At 52.8% G+C, this 25,379-nt stretch carries 22 protein-coding genes; 9 read left to right on the top strand and 13 right to left on the bottom strand.

Going from position 1 to position 25,379, the window contains the following annotated elements; all coding sequences use genetic code 11:
- Positions 1-63: 63 nt before the first annotated feature.
- Positions 64-489 carry a prepilin-type N-terminal cleavage/methylation domain-containing protein gene (locus tag HS105_06395; protein MBE7516220.1) on the bottom strand — a complete coding sequence of 142 codons (426 nt, stop codon included), beginning with the start codon at positions 487-489 and terminating at the stop codon, positions 64-66.
- Positions 490-579: 90 nt separating this feature from the next.
- Here HS105_06395 and HS105_06390 point away from each other — a divergent pair, with 90 nt between their 5' ends.
- The 6 genes from HS105_06390 (at position 580) to HS105_06365 (ending at position 6,948) form a co-directional block, all read left to right on the top strand.
- Positions 580-813: a hypothetical protein gene (locus HS105_06390; protein ID MBE7516219.1), complete on the top strand. Its 234-nt coding sequence runs from the start codon at positions 580-582 to the stop codon at positions 811-813.
- A gap of 31 nt (positions 814-844) precedes the next feature.
- On the top strand, positions 845-2,776 hold the full coding sequence (gene speA, locus HS105_06385) for a biosynthetic arginine decarboxylase (protein ID MBE7516218.1): 1,932 nt from the start codon (positions 845-847) through the stop codon (positions 2,774-2,776).
- 46 nt (positions 2,777-2,822) lie between these two features.
- A complete protein-coding gene (locus HS105_06380; GenBank protein MBE7516217.1) occupies positions 2,823-3,884 on the top strand; it encodes a deoxyhypusine synthase family protein in 1,062 nt (353 codons plus the stop codon).
- Between the two features lie 3 nt (positions 3,885-3,887).
- Complete coding sequence (gene speB / locus HS105_06375) at positions 3,888-4,799, top strand: agmatinase (protein MBE7516216.1); 912 nt, start codon at positions 3,888-3,890, stop codon at positions 4,797-4,799.
- Positions 4,800-4,882: 83 nt separating this feature from the next.
- Positions 4,883-6,358: a DegQ family serine endoprotease gene (locus HS105_06370; protein MBE7516215.1), complete on the top strand. Its 1,476-nt coding sequence runs from the start codon at positions 4,883-4,885 to the stop codon at positions 6,356-6,358.
- A gap of 86 nt (positions 6,359-6,444) precedes the next feature.
- Positions 6,445-6,948: a hypothetical protein gene (locus HS105_06365; protein MBE7516214.1), complete on the top strand. Its 504-nt coding sequence runs from the start codon at positions 6,445-6,447 to the stop codon at positions 6,946-6,948.
- 35 nt (positions 6,949-6,983) lie between these two features.
- Here the strand turns inward: HS105_06365 and HS105_06360 are convergent, their stop codons facing one another.
- From HS105_06360 to HS105_06345, 4 genes are all read right to left on the bottom strand, one after another.
- Positions 6,984-7,490: a hemerythrin domain-containing protein gene (locus HS105_06360; protein MBE7516213.1), complete on the bottom strand. Its 507-nt coding sequence runs from the start codon at positions 7,488-7,490 to the stop codon at positions 6,984-6,986.
- Between the two features lie 5 nt (positions 7,491-7,495).
- Complete coding sequence (locus HS105_06355) at positions 7,496-8,677, bottom strand: NarK/NasA family nitrate transporter (protein MBE7516212.1); 1,182 nt, start codon at positions 8,675-8,677, stop codon at positions 7,496-7,498.
- A 270-nt stretch (positions 8,678-8,947) separates the two neighbouring features.
- Complete coding sequence (locus HS105_06350; protein ID MBE7516211.1) at positions 8,948-10,321, bottom strand: aminotransferase class V-fold PLP-dependent enzyme; 1,374 nt, start codon at positions 10,319-10,321, stop codon at positions 8,948-8,950.
- A gap of 5 nt (positions 10,322-10,326) precedes the next feature.
- Complete coding sequence (locus HS105_06345) at positions 10,327-10,695, bottom strand: hypothetical protein (protein MBE7516210.1); 369 nt, start codon at positions 10,693-10,695, stop codon at positions 10,327-10,329.
- A 90-nt stretch (positions 10,696-10,785) separates the two neighbouring features.
- Between HS105_06345 and ric the strand changes: the two genes are divergently transcribed.
- The 3 genes from ric (at position 10,786) to rpoD (ending at position 15,497) form a co-directional block, all read left to right on the top strand.
- Positions 10,786-11,532: an iron-sulfur cluster repair di-iron protein gene (ric, locus tag HS105_06340; GenBank protein ID MBE7516209.1), complete on the top strand. Its 747-nt coding sequence runs from the start codon at positions 10,786-10,788 to the stop codon at positions 11,530-11,532.
- A 195-nt stretch (positions 11,533-11,727) separates the two neighbouring features.
- Positions 11,728-13,644 (top strand): DNA primase, encoded by a 1,917-nt coding sequence (locus tag HS105_06335; GenBank protein MBE7516208.1) that lies wholly within the window; start codon positions 11,728-11,730, stop codon positions 13,642-13,644.
- A gap of 122 nt (positions 13,645-13,766) precedes the next feature.
- A complete protein-coding gene (gene rpoD, locus HS105_06330) occupies positions 13,767-15,497 on the top strand; it encodes an RNA polymerase sigma factor RpoD (protein ID MBE7516207.1) in 1,731 nt (576 codons plus the stop codon).
- 35 nt (positions 15,498-15,532) lie between these two features.
- Here the strand turns inward: rpoD and HS105_06325 are convergent, their stop codons facing one another.
- From HS105_06325 to accB, 8 genes are all read right to left on the bottom strand, one after another.
- The gene (locus tag HS105_06325) at positions 15,533-16,951 is read right to left on the bottom strand and encodes an HD domain-containing protein (GenBank protein ID MBE7516206.1); all 1,419 of its coding nucleotides are present in this window, start codon (positions 16,949-16,951) and stop codon (positions 15,533-15,535) included.
- A gap of 8 nt (positions 16,952-16,959) precedes the next feature.
- Positions 16,960-18,363: a glycine--tRNA ligase gene (locus HS105_06320; protein ID MBE7516205.1), complete on the bottom strand. Its 1,404-nt coding sequence runs from the start codon at positions 18,361-18,363 to the stop codon at positions 16,960-16,962.
- 170 nt (positions 18,364-18,533) lie between these two features.
- On the bottom strand, positions 18,534-19,487 hold the full coding sequence (locus HS105_06315) for a hypothetical protein (GenBank protein MBE7516204.1): 954 nt from the start codon (positions 19,485-19,487) through the stop codon (positions 18,534-18,536).
- 106 nt (positions 19,488-19,593) lie between these two features.
- On the bottom strand, positions 19,594-20,244 hold the full coding sequence (locus tag HS105_06310) for a PEP-CTERM sorting domain-containing protein (protein ID MBE7516203.1): 651 nt from the start codon (positions 20,242-20,244) through the stop codon (positions 19,594-19,596).
- Positions 20,245-20,608: 364 nt separating this feature from the next.
- Positions 20,609-22,732: a polyribonucleotide nucleotidyltransferase gene (gene pnp / locus HS105_06305; GenBank protein ID MBE7516202.1), complete on the bottom strand. Its 2,124-nt coding sequence runs from the start codon at positions 22,730-22,732 to the stop codon at positions 20,609-20,611.
- A 234-nt stretch (positions 22,733-22,966) separates the two neighbouring features.
- Positions 22,967-23,236 carry a 30S ribosomal protein S15 gene (gene rpsO / locus HS105_06300; GenBank protein ID MBE7516201.1) on the bottom strand — a complete coding sequence of 90 codons (270 nt, stop codon included), beginning with the start codon at positions 23,234-23,236 and terminating at the stop codon, positions 22,967-22,969.
- A gap of 166 nt (positions 23,237-23,402) precedes the next feature.
- A complete protein-coding gene (gene accC / locus HS105_06295; GenBank protein ID MBE7516200.1) occupies positions 23,403-24,752 on the bottom strand; it encodes an acetyl-CoA carboxylase biotin carboxylase subunit in 1,350 nt (449 codons plus the stop codon).
- Between the two features lie 89 nt (positions 24,753-24,841).
- Positions 24,842-25,288: an acetyl-CoA carboxylase biotin carboxyl carrier protein gene (accB, locus tag HS105_06290; GenBank protein MBE7516199.1), complete on the bottom strand. Its 447-nt coding sequence runs from the start codon at positions 25,286-25,288 to the stop codon at positions 24,842-24,844.
- Positions 25,289-25,379: the final 91 nt, after the last annotated feature.

Below are 25,379 nucleotides of genomic sequence, written 5' to 3'. Positions count from 1 at the left end.
TCACCTTTCGAGATGCGCGAAGTCGGGAATTTCGGAGGGTGGGAGTCAGGATCTTCTAACCGTTTAAGGCAATATTTGCCGAATGTCGCCTGCCTGGCTTATTTCGTATTTATAGATCACGCCTTCACCGGTCACATTCCGGGTAGCAGTGATCGTATAGCCGTTTCGAAGGTCGGCATCAGTTGGATTAGCCGGTGCCATATCGTATGTGAACTTTCCATGCACGATAGAGCTTCCGGAAACCGAGCCGAGACTCTGTGAAAGCACATCATTTATCTCGTTGAGCCGGCCAAAGCGATTGTTCTGTGTATAAAAACTCATCTGCGTGGAGGCGATGGTTCGCATCGATGCAAAGGTATTACCGTTCTCAGCAGCACGAATACCCTTCTGCAGGGCCGGCACCGCGACAGCAGCAATGATCCCGATAATGACCACAACGATAAGAAGTTCGATCAGTGAGAATCCGGATTCTTGTCTTAGAGATCTCATAATTGCCCTCCAAACGTGATGGTTTATCCAAGCGAGTGACAAATATCGGCACATTTCTTTGACAATTGGCGGCAGTTCACCGACATATTTATGCCGGAGATCGGTACTTTCAGCCTATTCGCTCGCCGTTTTGTCAAAAACCTCATATCCCGTCCTGAACCGATTGCAACCTGTATGCCACAAAAAAGGCTGTCATCGAGTAAAAATAACGCCTTTTCGGTCAAATGTGCCGCTGCCGCGAAAAATGGTTGTCTTTTTTCGAAAACCCTCTTTTATTTTCTATTTGATTTTATTAAACTTATCATTTTTGCCGGTTTGACGTAATGCCGGCATATTCGCACTCGAGGATACGCCATTGACAGCGATCATTGAACAAACAACTGAGACGTACGGCATCGCCAATTGGGGAGCCGATTACTTCAGCGTCAACAAAAAAGGCAACCTCATTGTCCGTTTGCCTGAGAACGAGGCTCTTACCGCCGACATCAAAGAAATAATCGATGATCTGCGAAAGCGCGGCATCAACACACCTGTCCTGCTTCGGTTCCCCCAACTGATATTCGGCCAGATCCGCAAGCTACAAACGGCTTTCAAAAAGTCGATCCGCGAATTTGAATATGCAGGCGGCCACCTGTGTGTTTTCCCGATGAAGGTCAATCAGAACCGCGCTGTCATCGAGGAGTACCTGCGCGAGGGTTCGCGTTACAACTTTGGCCTCGAAGCCGGCTCAAAGGCGGAGCTTTACGCCGCATTGGGGCTTGAACAGGCAAAGGACAGCCTGCTGGTACTCAATGGCTTTAAGGACCGCGACTTCATCAAATTGGCGTTTGCCGGTGCAGCTGCGGGCAAGAATGTTGTCATTGTCATCGAAAAACTCAGCGAGCTTGATCATACGCTGTCGCTTGCCGATGAGGCTCTCAGGCAAAATCCCGATATAAAGATCCCGATGATCGGTGTGCGCGTTAAACTGTATTCGAAAGGCTCGGGCAAATGGGAAAAAAGCGGCGGCGAAGCGGCAAAATTCGGCCTTACTACGACCGAGATACTCGAGGTCATCAGACGTCTCCAGGATGCCGGCCGAACCGATATGCTCCGGCTTCTGCATTTCCACATAGGTTCGCAGCTTACCGACATCAAACGCATCAAAAATGCGATGAAAGAAGCGGCCCGAACCTACTCGAAGATCCGGAAGATGCAGATCCCTATCGAGTATCTCGACGTAGGCGGCGGCATGGCTGTCGATTACGACGGTTCGCGCACGTCATTTGAGTCATCTGCCAATTACAACGCTCGCGAATTCGCAAACGACGTCATTTACGTCATCAAAATGATCTGCGACGACGAGAACGTCCCTCATCCGACCATTATTCAAGAGTCGGGACGTTATCTGTCGGCGTACCACGCGATACTCGTGACCAATGTTCAGGACGAGATCGAAACGGTGGTCGAGGATCTGACCGAAATGACACGTTCGGCGGATGATCCTGAGGTAGTCCGCGAATTCTACGACCTTCGCGAAACGATAAATGCCAAGAACTATCGTGAGTATTATCACGACGCCCTTGAACATCGCGAGGAGCTTTTCACGATGTTCAACCTCGGGCTGATCTCGCTCGAAGCCAAAGGAAAAGGTGAGGTCCTCTTTTGGGACATCTGCGAAAAGGCCGATCAGTTCGCTCAGTTAAAGAAATACGTCTCTGAAGAATTCGGTGATCTTCGGCGGTTGATGTGCAGCAAATACCTGGCAAATTTCTCGGTATTTCGCTCAATGCCGGATAATTGGGCACTCGAACAATTGTTTCCGATCATCCCGATACATAAACTCAACAAAAAACCGACGGAATATGCTACGCTTTGTGATATAACGTGCGATTCGGACGGCATCGTGGATAAATTCGTCGATCTGCATGACGTCAAGAACGTGCTGGAACTGCACAAATTGGTCAAGGGCGAGCCGTATTACCTTGCCATGATGCTCGTAGGTGCATACCAAGAAGTGATGGGCAATAACCACAATCTCTTCGGTACACCGAACGAGGCACACATTTTTATCGGCGAAGATGGCTACATCATCAAAAAGGTCATCGCCGGTGCGACGCTTGGCGAATCGCTGGCAACTGCGCGATACGAAGCGGGGCAGCTGCACGATTCATTCAGACGCGCGGTACTGCAAAGGGTAAAAGAGGGTGAACTGTCGCCGACCGAAGGGACGCGACTTATAGAATTTTATGAAGAGCAGGTGCAAAGTTACACCTATCTTACGCCTAACGGCACGAACGAAAATTAGAAAATGACCCGATCTTCATTATCGGAGATCGATCGGTAATAACATTATGGTAGCTCAAAAGAAAGCAAGATCATCAAAGTTCCTTACGGTTCCGACACGCCCGGTGCCGATTGACCGCGACCGGTCGGTCGCAGGCCTGCTTGAAAAGATGGAAGGTGCCGGCTTCGGTGCCAAGCAGCTCGCTGAGGCACATCGGATCTGGCTGGATATGCTTGATGATAACTCGACCATTTATCTCTGTGCGTCAGGCAATATCATCACATCGGGGATGCGCAGGCTGCTGGCCTATGTGATCAAGAATCGTTTTGTTGATGTCATAGTGGTCAGCGGTGCGGTACTTTACAACGATATTCACGAAATTCTGGGCCGCAACCATTTTCAGGGGCATCCGATCATGTCCGATGAGGATCTCGAAGCCAATGATGTTATGCGTATCGGCGACATTCTCGCCAATCGCGAAGAATACCAAGAAGCGGACGAATGGATCGGCAGCGTGGTCAATCAGCTTGACCTTACGCACACCTACTCCATCCGCGAGTTCCTCCATCTTATGGGCCGCGAACTCTCTGAGATCGCCCATGAGGACGGTCTTTTGACCTCATCATACAAGGCACGAATCCCCGTCTTTTGCCCTGACCTTCCCGGCAGTCAGATGGCGATCGGGCTTGCCCGCATCAAGTTCGAAAAGAAGATCAATATTTCGTTCGACCTGACGCAAGATACACTTGAGATGATGCAGATAGCTCAGAAAACGCGCAACAGCGGCATCATCACGCTCGGCAGCACCGGCAGCCAAAGTATGGTCAATGTTGCCGAGATATCGTCTTACATCACGCGAACCAATGTCCGCGGACACAAGTATGCGATATCGATCTCGACGGATTCGGCTCCGCTTGATATGCGCACACCCTCTTACGGCGGAAACCATACGTCTCAGTTCGGCAAACTAGGCAAAGGGGCGACCACTGCATACGTGCCGTGCGATCCGTCTATCGCTCTTCCGATGATAATTACGGCACTTTCACAAACTGCCGCGAAGTTCATGAAAGGCCGTAAACGCCCCAATTTCAGCTTTGGCGGACGCGAACTGGTGATCGACGTACCGTAATCGATGAGCGAATCCGCACATCTGCCGATGAATTTTGGCGGTATCGAGGACGCGAGGTACTCCGGCTTTGATACCGCTGAGGTTTTGATATTCCCTGTTTCATACGAAGGTACTGTTTCATACGGCACGGGAACGGGTGCCGGTGCCATGGCGATCGTTGAGGCCTCGCGCAATATGGAACTGTACGAGGAAGAAACCGATACCGAAACCTATAAGATCGGAATCCACACTCTGCCCGAATTCGGCTCACGTCCGACGCCCGAACAAATGATGGGCGATCTTTACGAAGAAACACGAAAGCTCCTCGAAGCTGATAAATTCCTATGCATGATCGGCGGCGAGCACTCAGTCTCTGCTCCGGTCATCAAAGCGCACAATGAGAAATTTGCCGGCCTGAGCGTACTGCAGATCGATGCTCATACCGACCTTCGCGACCAATATGACGGCACAGAATTGTCACACGCCTCGATAATGGCACGCGTTGTAAAGGATCTCAGGATACCGTCAGTCCAGGTCGGGATACGCTCGGTATCGGCTGAAGAAGCTCGCGCACTAAAAGACGGGCTACCGACGAAGATCTTTTGGGCCAGAGACATTGCGGGACGCACAGATTGGATCGACGACGCGATCGACTCGCTCACTGATGACGTTTATTTGACCATCGATATTGACGGCCTCGATCCGAGTATCATGCCCACGACAGGCACTCCGGAACCGGGCGGTCTCGGGTGGTATGAAACATTGACCCTGATCCGCAAACTTGCCGAGAGAAAACGCATCGTCGGTATGGACCTCGTCGAATACTCCTACGTGCCGGGCCTCGATCATACCGCATTCCTTTGCTCGAAGCTGATCTATAAGTCGCTTGCTTATATCTTCGGCAAAGAGCTCCCGAAGGTTTATGCCTCATCGTGATCTTTTGCCGAACCTCTGCCCTTTCGGTTTCGTACTTAACGATTTGGCCTTGGGATACTAATTGGCCTGATTGGAGCGTTCTGATGCAAAGAAATTGGATTTTCGCACTCATTCTTTTTGTTGCTGTTGCAGCAGTTTCATCGTGTAAATACAGCCTCTCGGCTGCCGAGCCGCCGGCTCAGCCTGCCGCGCCGCAGGCTCCAGTTGTTGTTGACGGGGTCCGGACGTCATACGCCGATGTCGTGGAGAAAACCTCTGCCGCCGTAGTGCGTATAGAAGCCGAACATAAGGAAAAAGGCACTCAAGGCAGCCCCATGGGTCCGTTCGGCGATGATCTTTTCCGCCAGTTCCCTCAGCTCGCTCCGCAACAGCGTCCGCAGATCGAACGCGGCCTCGGTTCAGGCGTTATCGTCAGTGCTGACGGCACGATCCTGACCAACAACCACGTTGTCGAAGGCGCTGAGAAGATAACGGTACTTACGAGTGATAATCACTCATTTGATGCCAAAGTTATCGGCACGGATCCGCCAAGCGACCTTGCCGTCCTAAAGATCGACGCAAAAGATCTCCCGTTCCTGACCCTCGGCAATTCGGATAACGTCCGCGTCGGCGATATCGTACTTGCCATTGGCAATCCTCTTGGGATCGGCCAAACCGTTACCGCCGGTATCATTTCGGCAAAAGGACGCCGCACCGGCCTGAGCGACGGCAGTTTTGAGGACTTTCTGCAAACCGATGCGCCGATCAATCGCGGTAATTCCGGCGGAGCCCTTGTCAATCTAAACAGCGAACTTATCGGCATAAACTCGCAGATCCTGTCGCCGGGCGGCGCTCAGGGCGGGAATATCGGAATCGGGTTCGCGATCCCGTCCAATATGGCCAAGTCGGTCATGGAGCAGCTACTGAAAGACGGCAAGGTTCGCCGCGGAATGCTCGGCATCAATATCCAGAATATTACGGATGACATGGTGCAGGCACTCGACCTAAAGGATCGCGCGGGCGTCCTGGTAAGCGGAGTTAAGCCGGGCAGTGCTGCCGAAAAGGCCGGATTAAAGCCAAGGGATGTCATCGTTGCGATAAACGGCGAAAAGATCGAGGACAGTAACGTCCTCCGCAATAAGGTCGCGGGATCGCTGCCCGGCTCGACCATAACACTGACAGTGCTGCGTGACGGCAAGGAAACGGACCTTTCGGCCACGCTTGATGAATTCGATACAAAGGCTGCGAACACTCAGCAGCAGAATGATCAGAACGGCCCGAACAGCGGCGGCCAAGGAGGCAAGCTCGGCGTCGAGCTTCAGCCCGTAACGCCGCAGATCGCCAAGCAGCTCGGTCTCGACAATACGCAGGGCGTTGTCGTAACACAGGTCGATCCGACCGGGCCCGCAGCCGAGAGCAACATAATGCGGGGCGATGTGATCCTCGAGATCAATAAGAAAGCCGTTAATTCCGTCGAGGACGTCCGCTCGGCTATCGAAGGCTCGGGCGGCAAACCGATCGTTCTTTTGATCGCGCGGCAAGGCCAGACATTCTTTGTAACGGTTCGTTTAGATCAATAGCCGGAATACGGCAATTGAATAAAGCCGGAGCCTTCAAATGGGGCTTCGGCTTTTGTTTTTGGCGTCCGGTGTGGTAAAACTTCGCTATGTTCGGCAAACTCTACATCATCCTTTTGGCATTGGCGGCGATCATTTCGTCATTCTTCACCTATTACGCGTGGAGCTGGCTCCAGAGTATCGGTGCCCCGGCTGCCGCGTCAGAGGGATTTGCTTATCACGCGGAACTTGCGGTCGGCTTCCTGTGGGCCGCCGTTGTCATTCTCCTTGCTGCGGGAAATGCTGTCCTTTGGCGGTCGGGACGGTCTTGGGCAGTTTGGCTCTCGCTTGCATATTTTATTATCGCATTCGGAGCCCTTTCTTTCTGGCTGGCACCTGCCTACTCACAGTTCCTTTCAGACCATAACGTCACATCGGCATCGTCAATAACAGGCCCGCTATTTGGTGTTATTCTGATCATTCTAATGGCGATAGTGGTTTTCTTTGAACAGTTTATCGTCGTGAGGCTTCGAGCAAAAACACACGGGATCGTCAGCGGAGACGACAACGCCGCCGAAACGGATAAACCCCAAGACGAGGCATTGGAAGAATAGGTTACCAGCCCTGCTTCCGATCAGGCATCGGCATGCTATCCTTTTGCCTGAAAACGCGGCGGAACATTGTCAAGCTCCTTTTTCATCGCCGCCAAGAGCTCCTGATGTTCGGCTTCGGACAGGATCTTTGCCGGCAAAGGATATATCTCCGTTTCCTCGACCGCATTGTGTTCTTTCAACAGGTCCGCTATCAGGAACAGGCGTTCCGCTGTACCGTCGGGGACAGTTCGTCCGTCCTCGAACATCATCTCGCGAAGCCCTTTCATGATCTTCGCGATCTCGCGCATAAAGATGTCGTGGTCGTGCCGGAGACGTTCGATCAATTTTGCGATCGGCCCGTCAGCGGCCTCTTCCTTTTCTTTCCGCGAGACGGCGGGAAATAGATGCACATGCTCCGCCCTTATGTGCATCGCAAGACGCGCCCAGAACCAATCTACCGCGACAAACAGCTCATCCGGATCGCCTCCGTCAGCATGAGAACGCGCCTCGATCAAGAGACGATCCAGATCACCGTGGTCGGCTTGCAAAAGGTCGTTATTCATTGGCACTAGACCGCAACAGTGCCCGCAACGGTATTCCGCTTTCTTAAAAAGGAGTAATAGTTCACCACAAAGCAGCCAATTGCGAAGATCGAAAGCAGAATAAACCCTATTTCATAGCTCTCCATAATGTCCTTTATCAGGCCAAGCTCGATCGGCGGAAAAAAGCCTCCAAGCCCGCCGAAAGCTCCGACAAGCCCTGTAACGGTTCCCGTCTCTTTCGGAAAATACTCAGGCACGAGTTTGAATACAGCGCCGTTGCCGAGGCCCAGGGCCGCGGCGATACCGAGTGCGCCTACCGTAAAAAACGCGATCGAGATGATACTCAAAAAGATAGCAAGTATTGCTATTGCAGCAAATACCGGAAGCAGGACTCTCGCACCGCCGAATTTATCAGCAAGTATGCCGCCTAAGGGCCGCATCAAGGTTGCAAGAATAATAAAGCCCGCGGTACGTGCGCCTGCGTCTGCCGGTTCGAGGTGGAACAGCTCACGCAGAAATGTCGGCATATAAAGAGCTAAAGCGACAAATCCGCCGAATGTAAGAAAATAGAATAAAGATAAGATCCACGCGACCTTCGAGGTCCGCAGCGGAGCCAATGCCTCTACTAACGATCTCGGCCGTGCCGAACTTTTATCATTCTCGGCGGTAAAGAAAAAAACAGCGGCCCAAAGCACTGCAAGAGCGGCGAAGATAAAGAAAACAAGCCGCCAGTTCCCAAAATACGCAGCAACGACCGGTGCAAAGAAAACCGCAACTGATTGCCCTATGTTGCCCATACCGTAAACTCCCAAAGCAGCACCTTGCTTTTCAGGGCTGAACCAGCGGGCAGTAAAGCCTACGCCGACCGGAAATGTAGTCCCGGCAAGCCCCAAAAACAGCCCGAAGAAAAGCAGTTGCGAGTAGCTCGTCGAAAGTCCTATCGCGATCGTCGGCAAGGCTGAGAATAACAATAGAGCAGAAAAGACATTGCGGCCGCCGAACCGGTCAGCAAGCATTCCGGTAGCAAATCTGCCGACCGAACCTAACAGCACCGGAACAGCGATCATTATGCTCTTCTCAGTATCCGTCAGTGAATAATGTTCTTTGAAAAATGGTGCCAGGGCTGCGAGCAATCCCCAAACTGCAAAGGAAACTGCAAATCCCATCGTCGAAAGGAATAGGGCCTTATTTGCGCCCTTTTTGGTCATTTCAGTCATAAACCTCGTGTGTGTTAGCCAAAATCTAATAACATTCAGAAAACCTGCAGGAGCCCTCCTCATCGAAATAGGCAAAGAGCGAAACCATATCTTTCAAACACCGTTCGTTGGCCCGAAAAACCGCTCGGCGGTTTACACGGTAGACGTCCCCAAGATCAGATCGTTCCAAAGCCGGCAAACCTGATTTTACAGCGATTTAAGGCCTAAAAGCAATTTGGTCGCAGTAACACTCCGGAGATCTCAACGAACCGAATATCGGCCTCATTCCATCGTGTCCAAGATACGTCGAATGTCATCTTCCGTCGTATCTGGATTGATGAAGCAAAAGCGGGCAACGGTCTCATAGACGCCGCCCGACCTCCATTTTGTCGGCGCGACCAAAGCAAACCCGCTACGATGGTTCCGGTACGTCCAATTCTTATAATCATCGTGCGTCCAACCCTTGCGGCGGAACAGCACGCACGAAAGACTTGGCTCACGGCAAAGCTCCGTGAAGCTCCTTTCCGAGATCATTTGGCCGGCGATCTGTGCGAGTTCGATATCGCGCTCGATAGCCTCGGCATATCGATCCGTTCCGTGCATAGCGAGTGAGAACCAAAGCGGCAATCCGCGAACCCGCCGCGTCAGCTGTATCTGATAATCGGCCGGGTTGAAGCCCCGTACGTCCTCTTCATGAAAGATCTCGAGATACGATCCGCCCTGCGAGTGCGTCCTTCTGGCAAGCTCCGGTTCGCGATAGATCACAGCACCGCAATCATAAGGTGAAAACAGCCATTTATGAGGGTCAATGGTGATGCTGTCTGCAAGCTCGATTCCGTTAAAGAGCGGCCGCACCGAAGGTACGAGCAGCGCGCCGCCGCCGTAAGCGGCATCAACGTGATACCAAATGCCCCGCGATCTGCATACATCGCCGATCCCCTGAAGATCATCAATGATGCCCGCATTCGTTGTCCCCGCCGTAACAACTACCGCAAATACGCGCTCACGATCATCCGGCGAAAGTGCATCCAATCCCGAGACAAGTGTCGGAGCCTCGAAACGCTCTTCCGTGTCGATCAGATGCAGGTCGGCATCCATCACTTTCGCCATCGCCGCAATAGATGAATGAGCACCCGCAGATGCAACGATCAAACCTCGTTTGCTTCTTCGGGCATCATCGCCCTCACGCCACTTTTCACGGGCAGCCACAAGGGCCGAGAGGTTGGCCGACGTGCCGCCTGTCGTGAACACACCGAACGAACCATCAGGCATTCCGGTCAGCGAGACGAGCCATCTCATCGCTTCATTTTCTGCAAAGATGCACCCGGCACCTTCGAGCCAAAATGCTCCGTGAACGCTAGCCGCTGACGTTACGAGATCGAACATCACCGCTGCTCGGGTCGGCGATGCCGGAACGAATGCCAGATGCCGCGGATGATCGATCGCAACGCTCGCCTTAAGCAGAATATCCCGAAAGATCTTGAACGCGGTCTCGCCGCCGATGCCGCTCGGTGTGATAGTATCGCCGACGAGTGTTTTCAGCTCTGTCTCAGTTTTTGGAACGCCAAGCGGCGGCTCTTTATCCGTAATGCGGCCGATCGCGAACTTCATCACATCAAGCGTGAGTTCAACGACATTTATGTCAACATTATGCATGTCCATTAGCTGCAAGTGGGTGCGTCGGGGTTCGGGAACATATCTGATTCGTCCTCACCCTCACGCGTCTTGAGACAAGCGAAATCCTTCTCGACCGCAACCTTAAGCCCGGCCGTGTCGGCTTCAAGCCCGACCTCGTCCGAATTCGTCCACACGTCAGCCGCAGATTTCGGCAGCGTTACCGTGATCTTGTCGTCGTTATAATTGGCAGAAATTTCCGCCGCATCGGCAGAAACAGCTACCGAATACGTCAAAAAAGCCTTTCCCGTTCCGAATTCGACCCGCTCTTCAACGCCTCCCGCTGATGCCAGCCGATCGACTTCGCCCTGCGTCAACCTGAGTCTGATCGAGTTGCCTTTGATCCTTAGTTTCATGTGTCCAACATAACATAAATTCCGCGATGAGGTGTGACTTTGCCCGCAAATTGGTGCTAGTGTAGGAACATAGGAGATTTTTTACCGATAATGGAGAACCTCGAAACTAAAACCATTCGTGAGATCGCGATCGAGGCACCGCTTACCATTGGTGTTTTCGAAGAGCATAAGATCGACTTCTGCTGCGGCGGCGGTCTTTCCTTTAACGAGGCGTGTCAGAACGCCGGTGCCGATCCTGCGGCTGTTCTGTCTGAGCTGAAGGAAGTGATCGCAAAACCGTCAACGCCCGAGAACGATGCCATTGAAACGGCGCGGCTCGCTGAGTTGATAGATCACATCGTCTGTACTCATCACGATTTTACGAGGAGCGAATTCAAACGCTTGTCGCCGCTTGCCGAAAAGGTTGCGATCAAGCATGGCGAGAATCATCCCGAGTTAGCGCAGATACGGGATATCGTCCATACGCTCGGTAATGAGATGTTCACTCATATGCAGAAGGAGGAGATGATGCTCTTCCCCTACATCGAGAAGCTTGAGCGAGCTGCCGAAGCGAACAATATCCCGCCGATGCCTGCCTTCGGAAGTGTTTCAAACCCGATCAGAACGATGATGATGGAGCATGATCAGGCGAACGAGATGCTGCATAAGCTTCGCGAGGTGTCGAAGGACTACACACTTCCCGAAGAAGCGTGCCCAAGCTATCAAGGGCTTTATGCGGGACTCGACAACATAGAAAAGGATTTCCACCGGCATGTTCATCTCGAGAATAACATTCTCTTCCCGCGAGCTGTCGAGCTGGAAGATTCCTTCTATCCCGAGGACGCACAAGCCGCGTAGCCATCAACGCATCGGGCCTTTTCATATGCCGCAGCACTCTGATAAGGACTTTCGGGGCAACTCGAAGGTCCTTTGTTCGTTCGGCGAACGTGCTGTGCGGAATGTCTTTGGATCGGCCGGCCGCCAAAAAGATTCGGCGAATGTCGGAGAAATTTCATTGCGGCGGAAATTAGTCGTATCATTAGCGAATAAGGTATGGACTCGGCCGCCGGTGATCTGCTTCCGGCTCATATCCGTACGCTTTTGTGTTGCCGCAAAATGCTTTACCCCGACCATTTCATCGACGATCTTAAAAACCGAGCCGATCTAGTGCAGATAATTCGGCCCTATGCTCAAGATCTTAAGAAGCGCGGTGCAAATTGGATGGCATGCTGCCCTTTTCACAGTGAGAAGACGCCGTCATTCTCGGTTAACCCTGCAAAAGGCTTCTACAAATGCTTTGGCTGCGGCAAAGGCGGCTCAGTGTTCACCTTCTTAATGGATATCGAGGGCCTTGCTTTTCCCGAAGCGGTCAAGCGTGTAGCGGAGCTTACGGGCGTTATGCTTCCGGAACCGGTCGATGACAAAGCCTTTCAAACGAGCAAGAAGAAACGCGCGGAACAGAAGGCAATAGCCGAACAAGTGATCGAGCTGAATCAGGTCGCGCTCGAGTTTTGGCAAAAAGAACTCGCCGGGCGAGGTCAAAGGGCAAAACTCGCCCGCAAATATCTTGAGGGCCGCGGCATCTCGCAGGAGGTTTGTGAGCGTTTCGCAATTGGGTTCGCACCGCAAAGCTGGAATGCCCTGCTCGATACGCTCCGCGATTTCGGAGCGGATGACACACTCATATTAAAAAGCGGCCTCGTTTCGCAAAGTGAGAAGAATGGCAAAGTATTCGATCGCTTTCGCGGCCGCATAATGTTCCCTGTGCTTGATATCCAAGGACGGCCCGTGGCGTTCGGCGCCCGCAGCATCGACCCTGAGGATCAGCCGAAATATCTAAATTCGCCCGAAACGCCTGCATATACTAAGGGTGAACACTTGTACGGGCTTTTCAACGCTCGCGAAGCCATTCGCAAAGCGAACTTTGCGATCCTCGTCGAGGGTTACTTGGATCTGATCGCATTGGATCAATTCGGCATCGTGAATGTCGCTGCGAGCCTCGGCACTGCATTTACCGAAGCTCAGGCCAAGCTTCTGCATCGTTTCACTGACAGAGTTGTGATCAATTACGACGGCGATACTGCCGGCGTCAAAGCCGCACGGCGTGCGATCGAGAACCTTTTGCCGCTCGATTTTGACATAAAGGTCCTTGTCCTGCCGGATGGCAGCGACCCCGACGATTTCATCCGCAAGAACGGTGCCGATGCGTACAAAGCCGCACGCGGAAAAGCCGAACCATTCCTTTCATTCACAATGCGAAATGCGGCACACGGACTTAACCTCAACCGCGCGAGGCAAAAGGCTGAGGCGATCGAGAACACGCTTCCCGTGATCGCCGCTATCGGCAATAATATTCAGCGGCGCGTCAGTTTTGATGCCGCAATGGCATTCTTTCAGATCGAGGATGCCGACCTTAAGAAGGAGCTTTGGGCATCGCTCAGCCGCCCTTCCGGCATCGATCTGCCGGGACTAAAACAGCATATTTCGCGATCTGCGCGAGCAAAGGCGACGGTCGCGGAACGCCGACTTCTCGAGTTGATGATAGCGGACGCAGAGGTACGCGCATCCCTTACACAGCAGCTTGAACCTTCAGATCACGAGGACCTAGCAACCGCCGAGATCTTTGCGGCGGTCCTTGCTATCGAGACAGAGAAGGAAACGCTTGATCGCCCTACATTATTCGCACACCTGGGCAATGACGAAGCGTCGATAGAACTCGTTGGTGAACTCATTGAAAATCAACAGGCAGTAGCGGCTAATGGTTCGGGATCGACGCTGCTCGCCGAAGCTCAAAGCTGTCTGCGTACGCTTCGCGTCATGGCGATCGAGGCGCGCATAATGGCGTTCGGCCGCGAGGCGGTCATTGCCGAGGAGTCGAACAACCACGAACGCCTGCGTGAGATAACGGAAGAACAACTGAAACTTGAAAAACTTCGACGCGAACTAAAGCACAATAAGCCTCATCTATGATATACTTGCTGTTTTGCCCGTGTATGTCGGCGTGAAACAAAGGTGACGCCGTTTGCGTACATAAACATATTGAGAACAACGATTTAAGCAGCTAACACGAAAGATAAAGATCAACCCTGAATATGCCCGATTACGACGAAAAAGAAGACCTTGTTGATCGCCTGGTCGCCTTTGGTAAAAGAAAAAAATTCATAAGCCTCGACGAACTTCACAGGCAGATACCTGAGAATATGCTTTCCGCGGACGACCTTGAGGACGTTTTGGAGCGCCTCGAGGGCGCCAATATCTCGGTCGCCGAGTCGGATGCGCAGTTATTAGAGCGAGCCTCTGAGATAGTTCTTGACGATGAAGAGTCGGACTCTGACGACGATGACGACGTCGATCTGGACCTTTCCGCCGGAGCTCTCGACAAATCGAATGATCCCGTTAGGCTTTATCTTCGCGAGATGGGCGTAGTACCGCTCCTGAACCGCGAAGGCGAGGTCGTTATCGCAAAAAGGATCGAGCGCGGCCAGATCAAGACGCATAAAGCGATCGCCCGCTCGCCTATTGCGATCGAACGCCTTATCCAGATCGGTGAAGATCTTGCCGCGGGCACTGTCGGCATCCGCGAGACCGTTATCTTCAGCGAACAGGCGGAGATAGCCGTCGAAGAGGACAAAGCAGAGGAATATCTGCGGTGGACGCTGGAAGGCATCGGCAATATCAAGCAGAATTTTCAAGCCACCCAGAAATCATGGCAGCAGCTTATCAATGAGCAGGCAAAGGTCGGCGATAAGAAGACGAAAAAGCTGATGAGGCTTCGGCGCCAGACCGCGCGGCTTCGCCTCGAGGTAGCCCAAGAGGTCAAGAATCTTAACCTTACGGAGCGTGCCCTGCAGATCCTTATAAAGGCGATACGGCTCGTCGTAGAGGATATCCGCAAGCACGAGCGTGCGATATCACGCCTCGAAAGCAAGCTGGAAAAGAAACCTAAACCCACCGAACGCAAAAAGATCAAGGCCGATCTCGTCCCGCATCAACAGGCGATCGCGGAGATCGAAGCGAAATACCGTCTCCCGGTGGTTGAGATCAAACGCTCGTTCAAGGTCATAAACGTCGGCGAGTTCGATACGAATAAAGCAAAGCGCGAGCTTGTCGAAGCGAACCTCCGCCTTGTTGTATCGATCGCAAAGAAGTACACAAATCGCGGTCTGCAGTTCCTCGACCTGATCCAGGAAGGCAATATCGGTTTGATGAAGGCGGTGGATAAGTTCGAATGGCGCCGCGGCTATAAGTTCTCAACCTATGCGACATGGTGGATACGGCAGGCAATTACGCGGGCTATCGCCGATCAGGCACGCACTATCCGCATTCCGGTTCACATGATCGAGACGATCAATAAGCTCATTCGAACTTCGCGATTGCTCGTCCAAGAACTCGGACGCGAGCCTACGAGCGAAGAGATCGCAAAGCGGATGGATATTCCTGTCTCAAGAGTGCGTAAAGTGCTAAAGATCGCGCAAGAACCGATCTCGCTCGAAACGCCCATTGGCGAAGAAGAGGACTCGCATCTCGGAGACTTTATCGAAGACCGCTCAGTGCTGAATCCGGCCGAGAGCGTTACTTTTTCGAACCTTCGGGAGATCACCGATGAGGTGCTCGCAACGCTTACGCCGCGTGAAGAGAAAGTGATAAAGATGCGTTTCGGGCTTGGAAATACAGGCTCGGAGCACACCCTCGAAGAGGTCGGCCAGCACTTTGCGGTTACTCGCGAACGCATACGCCAGATCGAGGCAAAAGCCCTCAGAAAGCTGCGGCACCCGTCGCGTTCACGCCGGCTCAAAGCCTTTCTCGAAGGCAAGCAGAACTAGACACACCTCGGCCGCTTTTGAAGCGGCCGAACTTTTTACACTTCTGCAATATTCCTCTTTGCTTCCTCGATAGCATCTTCGGCTGACACGATCTTTCCGTCCAACTGCAGTTCATAAACAGCATCAAGAATACGTTTGAAATCAGGGCCGGGCGTCATGCCAAGATCGATGAGATGCCGCCCCATAAGTAGCGGCCTGGGAGGGCTCGTTTCGACACTGAGTGCACGCACACGCTCAATAAACCACTCCTGAGCCTCACTGCCGTAACGTTTTTCATCCGGAAGCCATTTCGGATTGCGGCCAAGCGAATCAGCCTTCGCCACACGATACAGAAGATCGGGCTCGACCTTACGGGCCAAGCGGCGGAATGCACCATCGCCGACCGGCGTCTTTGCCTTGAAATACTCGCCCGGCTTAAGGTGATAACGTACAAGCTCGACCACCTGTTTTCGAACGTCGTATCCGTCGATCGTATGAATACCGAGCGTGTCCAGCAAAGCAATGGTCGGCTCGATCCCTGCCTCGTCATGCCCGCGCGATCGTATTCGCCCATCGGTAAATTCGGTCGTTGCAGGTTTTCCGAGGTCGTGACAGAGGGCACCGAGCATTACCGCCATCTTTCGCGGGTGATCGAGGCCGTCGATAAGATTTCGTGCCTCATCGACCACAAGCAGCGTATGAATATCAACGTCGCCTTCCGGATGCCACTCGGGTTCTTGCGGCACGCCTGCGAGAGCCTGCAGTTCAGGAAAGAGACGGCGGATCGCACCCACATCATAAAGAAATCTGAGGCCAATTGAAGGACGCTTTGCGAGTAGCAGGAGCTTTTCTATTTCACCGCGTATGCGTTCCTTCGGCAAGTCTGTGAGGTCAATGGTTTTGCAAAGTTCAAAGGTATCGCTGTCTATCGCGAATTCGAATCGGGCGGAAAAGTGAGCCAGTCGGAGCACCCGCAAGCTGTCTTCCGCAAAGGTTACCGCCGAAACGTGCCTAAGAATTTTCCGTTCGATGTCTTCCCTGCCGCCGAACGGATCGACGATCTCGCCCGTAAGCGGGTCTTTGAGTATCGCATTGATCGTAAGATCACGCCGCGAACACGCCTCTTCGAACGACATATCGGGGTCGCCTTCAATGACGAAGCCGCGGTGTCCGCGGCCAAATTTACGCTCACGCCGCGGCAGGCTCACATCCAAATGCTCACCTAGCTTATAAACGGCAAACGCCTCACCGACCGCTTTCAACGGGGCTTTGCCGAAAGCGTCTGACCTTTTTGAGACAAATTCTTCAAGCAGACCCTTCAGCCTTTCCGGGCCGATGCCATAGACCTCAAGATCCCAATCCTTCGGTTCAATGCCCATCAGCTCGTCACGAACGCAGCCGCCGACGAACATCGCCCTGCCGCCGTTTACGCGAACTATCTCGGCAAGTTCTTCGATCTCGGCGCGATATAGCATTCGTCGATCTATGATCGGTCGCTCGATGTCAAACCATTGCGAAGAAGATCCGTTAAGCGATCCGCGCTTACGCGTTCCTGTTCCCATGTATCGCGGTTGCGGACGGTAACGGCGTTGTCTTCCAGCGATTCGTGATCGACGGTTACGCAGAATGGCGTACCGATCTCGTCCTGGCGTGCGTAGAGTTTGCCGATGCCGCCGGTGTCGTCATAAACGGCGCGAAGCGTCGGCTGAAGGTCGTGTTTTATACGCTTTGCCATTTCAACGATCTCCGGCTTATTTTTCGCGAGCGGCAGCACGGCGGCTTTGATCGGCGCGAGTTCGGGCTTTAATTTAAGTATGACGCGAGTTTCGCCTTTATCGTTCGTTCGTTCTTCGTAGGCGTCCATCATTACCGCCAAGAGCGTCCGGTTCACGCCGACCGAAGGCTCAATAACATACGGGTAGAACCGTTCATTGGTCTGCGGATCAAAATACGAGAGGTCTTCGGTCGTGTCCGGGTTGATGCGTTTTCCGTCCGCATCTTCCGGCTTTTTGGAATGAACTCGCAGATCATAATCCGTACGATTCGCGATACCGAGAAGCTCGTCCCATTGCTTGTCCTCGTCTTCCCTTTCGGGGAAAAAGCGGTACAGGAAATCGACGGTGCGGTCGGCATAGTGCGCGAGTTCTTCCTTCGTCTGCTCGTAAAGTTTTATATTTTCATGTGAAATGCCGAGCGATGCGACCCATTCGCCGTACGCGTCGATCCATTCCTGATGAAGTCGTCTGGCATCCTCGGGCCGGCAGAAATATTCAAGCTCCATCTGTTCGAATTCGCGTGTGCGGAAGATAAAATTTCCCGGTGTTACTTCGTTGCGGAACGCCTTGCCGATCTGCGCGATGCCGAATGGCAGCTTTCGCCTTGAAGTATCAAGCACATTCTTAAAATTCACAAAGATACCTTGTGCCGTTTCGGGCCGCAGATAAGCGAGAGCGCCGGGATCCTCTTCCACTGATGCTGCTCCGAACGTCGTGCGGAACATCAAGTTGAACTGACGTGGTGCCGTAAGGTCTGTTGAACCACAGCTCGAACAAACAGGCTTCCCTTGGCTGTCGCGGTCGAGTTTGTCTTCACGCAGGCGTGTCTTGCACGAGCGGCAATCTACGAGCGGGTCGCTGAACGTGGTCTCGTGGCCGCTGTATTTCCATACAAGCCTGTTCTGGATAATTGACGAATCCAATCCTTCGATGTCGTCACGCTCGTAAACAAGCCAGTTCCACCAGCTTTTCTTGATATTATTTGCCAGTTCGACACCCAACGGGCCGTAATCCCAAGACGAACCGAGGCCGCCATATATCTCAGATGCAGGAAAGACGAAGCCGCGGCGTTTCGCAAGCGATACGATCGTTTCAATATTCGGAGCACTCATAAAAGAAAGACCAATTTACCAAAACCATTCTACATAATGCACTATCGGCGAGCCGATAAAAAGCGGCTGACGGAATTCGGCCGGCAAACTTCGCGAGCTTCAACACAATAATAACAAAAAGGACGCATCCGTTCGGACACGTCCCTTATTGTTATTACTTCCAGCGTCAGCTACTGCGCGACAGGCGGTTCCGCACCTGCAGGAACGATCCACACCTCGTAGCTTGTCTTTAACCGGCTGGACCCCTTGATAAAGTGGATTCTGCTCGGGTCGTAACCTCGGTTGCGTACCATGTAATCAAGTGTACGCTTCTGGACACGCTCGTAAGTGTTACGCGTCGTACTGATACGGTCTGTTCCCGGATAAATGATGACATACAGATGTGAATCAGGCGTGTTCTGCGACATGATCACACAGTTGTCAAAGCGGGCCTTGTCATCATCGGCACTGCGGGTCTCGAATTGGTCGCAGGCAACCTTTTTCGGGGTCTCCGGCGGCGGCAGACGTTCAACATCCGTAGGTACATTGATCACCTGACGGCAGCGTCCGTCATAGACGCTGTCGTTTACATCGAGCTCAGCCTCGATCGTACGGCCGCCAAGGCCGTTACTGTCAACCGTAATATTCGGCGTGCCTTGACCGGTCAGAATGCTGCCGTTAGTGGTTCGCCAGTTATAGATGACCGGGATCGGCGAGGCGATGTCCGGAATGGCTTTGAAGGTAACAGCATCGCCTTCGGTTACGCGGTCAGGCCCTTCCAGATGAAAGCGGTACGGACAAGGCTTTGTGATCGTCTCTTCGACCGACTTCAAACAAATACAGTTCTTGAAACCGCGGCGGATCTCAACCTCTTGCTTCCATACCTGGCCGTTCGGGGCAATTACCTCGACCGTATGAAAACCCGGCGTCAGATAGAATTCAGCACCTTTATCAACACCGCTGACGCCGCGCTCTTCGCCATCGATACGCACCTTATATGGAACGGGCGATGTTTTTACACTTAGCGTGCCCATATTCTTCGGTGCTTTCGGCTTCTTGTCGTTATTTGCCGCCATCGCGGTCGTCACACTGAGTGCCAGTACGACGCTCAGCACGAAGATAATGTTACTTTTGATCGATCGCATTGTGATCTCCTCTCAAATACTTTGGCCACGTGGCCCGAAATGATCCTTTTTCAATGTTAGCGTGCACCTGCCGACCGTGCGGCAGGCCACTACCGCCCGCACAGACTTATTCTTCGGTATCCTCTTTCTTCGAGTCGCCCTTCTTGCCAAGCTTTCGCCTTGCGACAAGTCCGATAGATGCCAGACCGGTACCGAACAGCAAGATCGTTATCGGCTCAGGCACCGGCTGCGGCGGTGTCGGCGTTACAGGCGGAGTCGGCGTTGGTGTCAGCGTCGGCGTTGGCGTCACCGTGGGCGTAGGCGTCGGGGTCGGCGTCTGTGTCTGTGGTATGGTCTGCGTCGGCGTCGGCGTTTCCTTCTTCGTCCTGATCAGAATGAAAGCCAGCGGGATCGCGACGAGGCCAAGCAAAGCCCACTTCGGAAAATGGCCCGGCGTCGGCGGCTGGTCGCAATCACAAACATCATCGACTACGATATCCGTTTTGGTCTCGGTGATGACACGACCATCCTGCGGTTTATTCGTATCCTTTTTCTTATCCTTATCATCGTCACTGTCGCCGGTAACAAGCACGTTATCGAACGGATCTAAGACCGCCAGCCGTGTAAAGCTCACCGTCTCAGCCTTACCCGGTTTTGCGGCCATTATTTGAATGACCTGGTCGAACCTGACAGGCCCGGCTTCGACCTTTACAAAAACGGACAGTATTGACACCAAGCAAAGTGCTGAAAGCCAAACTCTTAAATTAATGTTTTTCATAATCAAGTACCCTTGATCGAACCTATAAACACGCTCTGATTAAAGAGATACGCTTTCACAGTTCGTTGGCACTCATTTGTGAATCCGGGGCTTGGGGCAGTAAAAAAATATATCAAAATGTGCGGGCAAATGCACCTGATGATGAGTATGTTTTATCCCAAATATGCCCCAAAATCGCGTATTTCTCTAACTTCTACGGCTAAAAATGGCTAATCGAGTCAAAATTCCAAGATTTTTTTTCAATTTATAGCAATTCTATCTCCGGCGTATGGTTCAAAAAACCGGCTACCACAATAGAGTGATAACCGGTATGCTTTTCCGCAAAAATCGCCGCGGCTATCCGCCGGCAAGCGACCTGCGGCAACTATTGGTCTCCGGTGCTCCCTTTTGCCTTCTCTTCGGCAAGAATAGCTTTGCGCGAAAGCTTGATCTTATTGCCTTCTTTGCCGATACACTTAACAAGTATCTGCTGGCCTTCCTTCAATTCATCCCGCACGTCCTTAACCCGGCGGTCAGATATCTCCGAGATGTGCAGCAAGCCGTCAAGGCCCGGCATGATCTCGACGAAAGCACCGAAATCGACGATCCTTGAAACGGTGCCAAGGTAGGTCTCGCCCACTTCAGCTTCGGCAGTAAGAGCCTTGATGCGGGCGATGGCAGCCTGAGCCGCCTCACCGTCGTTCGTGGCGATCATCACCGTGCCGTCGTCCTCGATATCGATCTTCGCTCCGGTCTCTTCCGTGATCGAACGGATGACAGAACCGCCCTTTCCGATCACATCGCGGATCTTGTCCGGATGTATCTTGATCGTGATGATGCGCGGTGCGTATGCCGAAAGGTCGGGCCGCGGCTCCGCGATCGTCTTGGCCATAATATCAAGTATGTGCAGGCGGCCTTTGCGAGCCTGCTCAAGCGCTTCCTGAAGGATCACAGCGTTGATCCCGCCGATCTTGATATCCATCTGAAGGGCTGTAATACCGTCCGCGGTTCCGGTTACCTTGAAATCCATATCGCCGTAATGATCCTCAGCACCGGCGATATCCGTCAGGATCGCATAGCGATTGCCCTCCATCACAAGTCCCATGGCAACGCCGGCAACCGGCTTCTTGATCGGCACACCTGCGTCCATAAGGCTCAGAATGCCGCCGCAGACCGTAGCCATCGATGATGAACCGTTCGATTCTGTAATATCCGATACGATCCTGATGGCGTACGGGAAGTCTGCTTCATCCGGAAGTACCGACATGATCGCACGGCGTGCAAGGTTGCCGTGCCCCGTTTCGCGGCGTGATGTCGATCCGAAACGGCCGGTCTCGCCAACGGAATACGGCGGAAAGTTATAATGCAGCAAAAAGCGCCGCTTCACTTCGCCTTTCTCCAGATCATCCATGAACTGCTCGTCCATCTTTGTCCCGAGCGTCGTGCTGACCATAGCCTGTGTCTCGCCGCGCGTGAACAGGGCCGAGCCGTGAACACGCGGCAGCCAGCCGACCTCGCATGAGATCGGACGAACCTCTGAGAATTTACGCCCATCCGGCCGCCGTTTGTTGACGAGCATATCTTCGCGAAAGATCTTTTCCTTAAGGGCATTAAATGCCTTGCCGGCCATTGCTCTCGCGCCGGGATCATCTTCCGGATAGCTCTCCACTACTTCCTTCTTTAGAGCATCGATGCCCGCATAGACCTCGATCTTTTCGCGGCCGGTGGAATCGAGTGCCGTACGGAGCTTGTCGCTCCACGTCTTCTCAACGTCAGTCGCAATATGCGGATCGATCTCGGGCGTTGCAAACTCACGTTTTGTGATGTTCAGAGCTTTGCCGAGCTCCTTCTGCCACAAGCACAACCTCCTGATCTCACGATGTGCAAGCATCAGAGCCTCGATCATTACCTTTTCTTCGACCTCGCTGGCCTCACACTCGACCATGCAGATGGCCTCTTCGGTTCCGGCAACCACGAGGTTAAGATCGCTGCTGCGACGCTCCTCATAGGTCGGGTTTATTATGTATTTGCCGTCGATAAGCCCGATTCGTGTACCCGCGATCGGATCGTTGAACGGAATATCCGACAAATAGAGAGCGCATGACGCACCGGTAATGGCGATCACGTCCGGGTCGTTATCAGTGTCAGCCGAAATTACCGACGCAACAACCTGAGTTTCAAAGCGGTATCCATCCGCGAAGAGCGGCCTGATAGGGCGGTCGATCAACCGGCAGGTAAGGACCTCTTTTTCGGACGGGCGGCCTTCGCGACGGAAATAATTTCCCGGAATTCGTCCCGCTGAAAACGAATTTTCGCGGTATTCGACCGTCAGCGGAAAGAAGTCAAGTCCTTCTTTTGCAGTTCTTGCGGAGACGGCTGCGACGAGCAGCATCGTATCTCCGTAACGTATTACAACCGAACCATCGGCCTGTTTGGCAACTTTGCCTGTTTCTACGATGAGTTCTTTATTTCCGAACTTTATCGATTCATTCAAATATTTCTTTGGCATTCTTATACCTCAATAAACAAAGACGAAAGGACACGCCGTGAAGCCCTTTCGTCTCGGTAAACAAATGGAATTTTAATTGGCCTTCCATCTAATTCCGGCCGTTCATGCTGTCACGTTCAGCAACCGGAAACGATCTCTTCGTAAAGGCCTGTGCAGATAATGCGGCTCGAAGCGGCTCGCATGAAGCGTACAGCACGAGATATCTGATATATCCGCTGCCATCCGCTTCCGAAACTAACGGCGAAGGCCAAGCTTCTTGATTATTTCGTGGTACTCGTTAATGTTCCGACGTTTTAGATAATCCAGAAGTTTCCTTCGTCGCGAGACCATGATAAGCAGCCCTCGACGGGAGTGATTATCTTTCTTATGCACCTTAAAGTGCTCCGTCAACTCATTGATGCGCTGGGTGAGCAATGCTATCTGAACTTGAGACGAACCCGTGTCAGTTCCGTGTGTCTTATAATCCCCAACTATCTTTTCTTTCGTTTCTTTTGCTGTTGCCATACTTTCTGCTGCCGTTCACAGCCTCTCCTTTTGTACGCAGTAACTCCGTGTACATGCACGGTAACCGCGAAGTTTTAATATCACGATCAATAAAGACCGACTAAAAGAAATTACCACATTCGGGCTTTGCTAACAATTTGCCGCAACCGTAAATGCCGGCACCCGATCAAACCTCGTATTTGAATTCCTCCATGAACTTTGTCGAGAAATTCCCTTTGCGGAAGTTCTCATCCGCCATTATGGCCTTATGGAGCGGTATCGTTGTCTTAATGCCTTCGATCACCATAAGGTCGAGTGCCCTTTGCATTCGTGCGATGGCAACCTCGCGCGTACGCGCGTGGACGATAAGCTTTGCGATCATCGAATCGTAATAAGGCGGCACGACATACCCCGGATAGACCGCTGTATCGACCCGAACACCGGGACCGCCGGGAATATTGAACACGGTCACCTTTCCAGGGCTCGGCGTGAACTTGACCGGATCTTCGGCATTGATGCGACATTCGATCGAGTGGCCTCGGATGACAACGTCCTCCTGCTTATATTCCATATTCTCGCCGGCCGCGATCTTGATCTGATTTCTGACGATATCAGTGAGTGTGACGATTTCAGTTACGGGATGCTCGACCTGAATTCGAGTATTCATCTCCATAAAATAGAAGCTGCCGTCCTCGTCAAGCAGAAACTCGAATGTCCCCGCACTCGTATAACCGATCTCTTTGCAGGCCTTTACCGCAACGGCACCCATTTGCTGGCGAAGCTCGTCAGATATGGCGGGCGACGGAGCTTCTTCGAGCAGCTTCTGATGCCGCCGCTGTATCGTACATTCACGCTCGCCGAGGTGTACGGTGTTCCCAAACTGGTCCGCAAGTACCTGTACCTCGATGTGTCGCGGACGCTCAATATATCGCTCGATATACACGGAGCCGTTCTTAAATGCGTTCAAAGCTTCAGCTTGCGCGAGTTCAAGATTGGTCTCGAGTTCATCAATGTGCCTGACGATCCTCATTCCGCGGCCGCCGCCGCCCGCCGCTGCCTTAATTATCAACGGGAAGCCGATCTCAAGAGCCAGCTTTTTCGCTTCGTCGGGTGATTCGATCTGATCGGGGCTGCCCGGCAGGATCGGTACACCCGCCGCGGTCATTGTACGCCGTGCCTCGACCTTGTCGCCCATCATAGCGATCACATCTGGACGCGGCCCGATGAATTTGATGTTGCAATCCTCGCAGATCTTCGCAAAGGTCGATGACTCGGCCAGAAAGCCGTAGCCCGGATGAATGCCGTCCGCATCCGTGATCTCCGCCGCTGAAATGATCGCGGGAATGTTCAAATAGCTTTGCGCGGACGGTGCAGGCCCGATGCAGATCGCCTCATCGGCAAACCGTACATGCAGAGCTTCGCGATCCGCTTCTGAATACACAGCGACGGTTTTGATCCCCATCTCCTTGCACGACCAGATGATGCGGTTCGCGATCTCGCCGCGATTGGCTATTAGAACCTTTTTGATATCTCGCATAAACAAAATGACCTTCAACCTTCGGCAGAGCAGCTTTGAACGGATCCAAAGCGTATGCCCCGAAGATCAAAGATCTGATTGCATTACGGCTATTTCCTGATACCGAACAGCGGCTGGCCAAACTCGACAGCTTCGCCGTTCTCAACATAAACCTTAACGATCCGGCCCGAAACCTCGGCAGGGATCTCGTTCATCAGCTTCATTGCCTCAACGATACACACGACCGTGTCTGCTGAAACAGTAGAACCTTCGGAAACGTAGGGCGGCTTGTCCGGCCCGGGTGATCGATAGAATGTGCCGACGATCGGCGACGTTATCTTATGGAGTCCGGCGTCCTCATCTGCAGCCGCAGGGGCCGCATCTGAAACCGGAACAGCGACCGGAGTTGCTGCAACAGGCGTCGGTGCAACAGGAGTTGCTGCCGGTGCTGCTGCCGCAGCTTTGCTCAAACGAACGCGAATGTTCTCGTTCTCGAACTCAAAGTCAGTAAAACCGTGCTCATTGACAAGCGCGGCGAGTGCCTGAAGCTCGTCCATATTGAACGAAGGCTCAGATGATGACGTATTACCGCTCTTCTTCTCTTCCACTTTCTTATCCTTGGCCTATCGTAAAACAAAAGGCCGGGCC

Source organism: Chloracidobacterium sp. (genome assembly GCA_015075585.1).
GTDB lineage: Bacteria > Acidobacteriota > Blastocatellia > Pyrinomonadales > Pyrinomonadaceae > OLB17.
The sequence above is the reverse complement of the archived record's forward strand: the minus strand, read 5'-3'. Positions and strand labels throughout refer to the sequence as shown.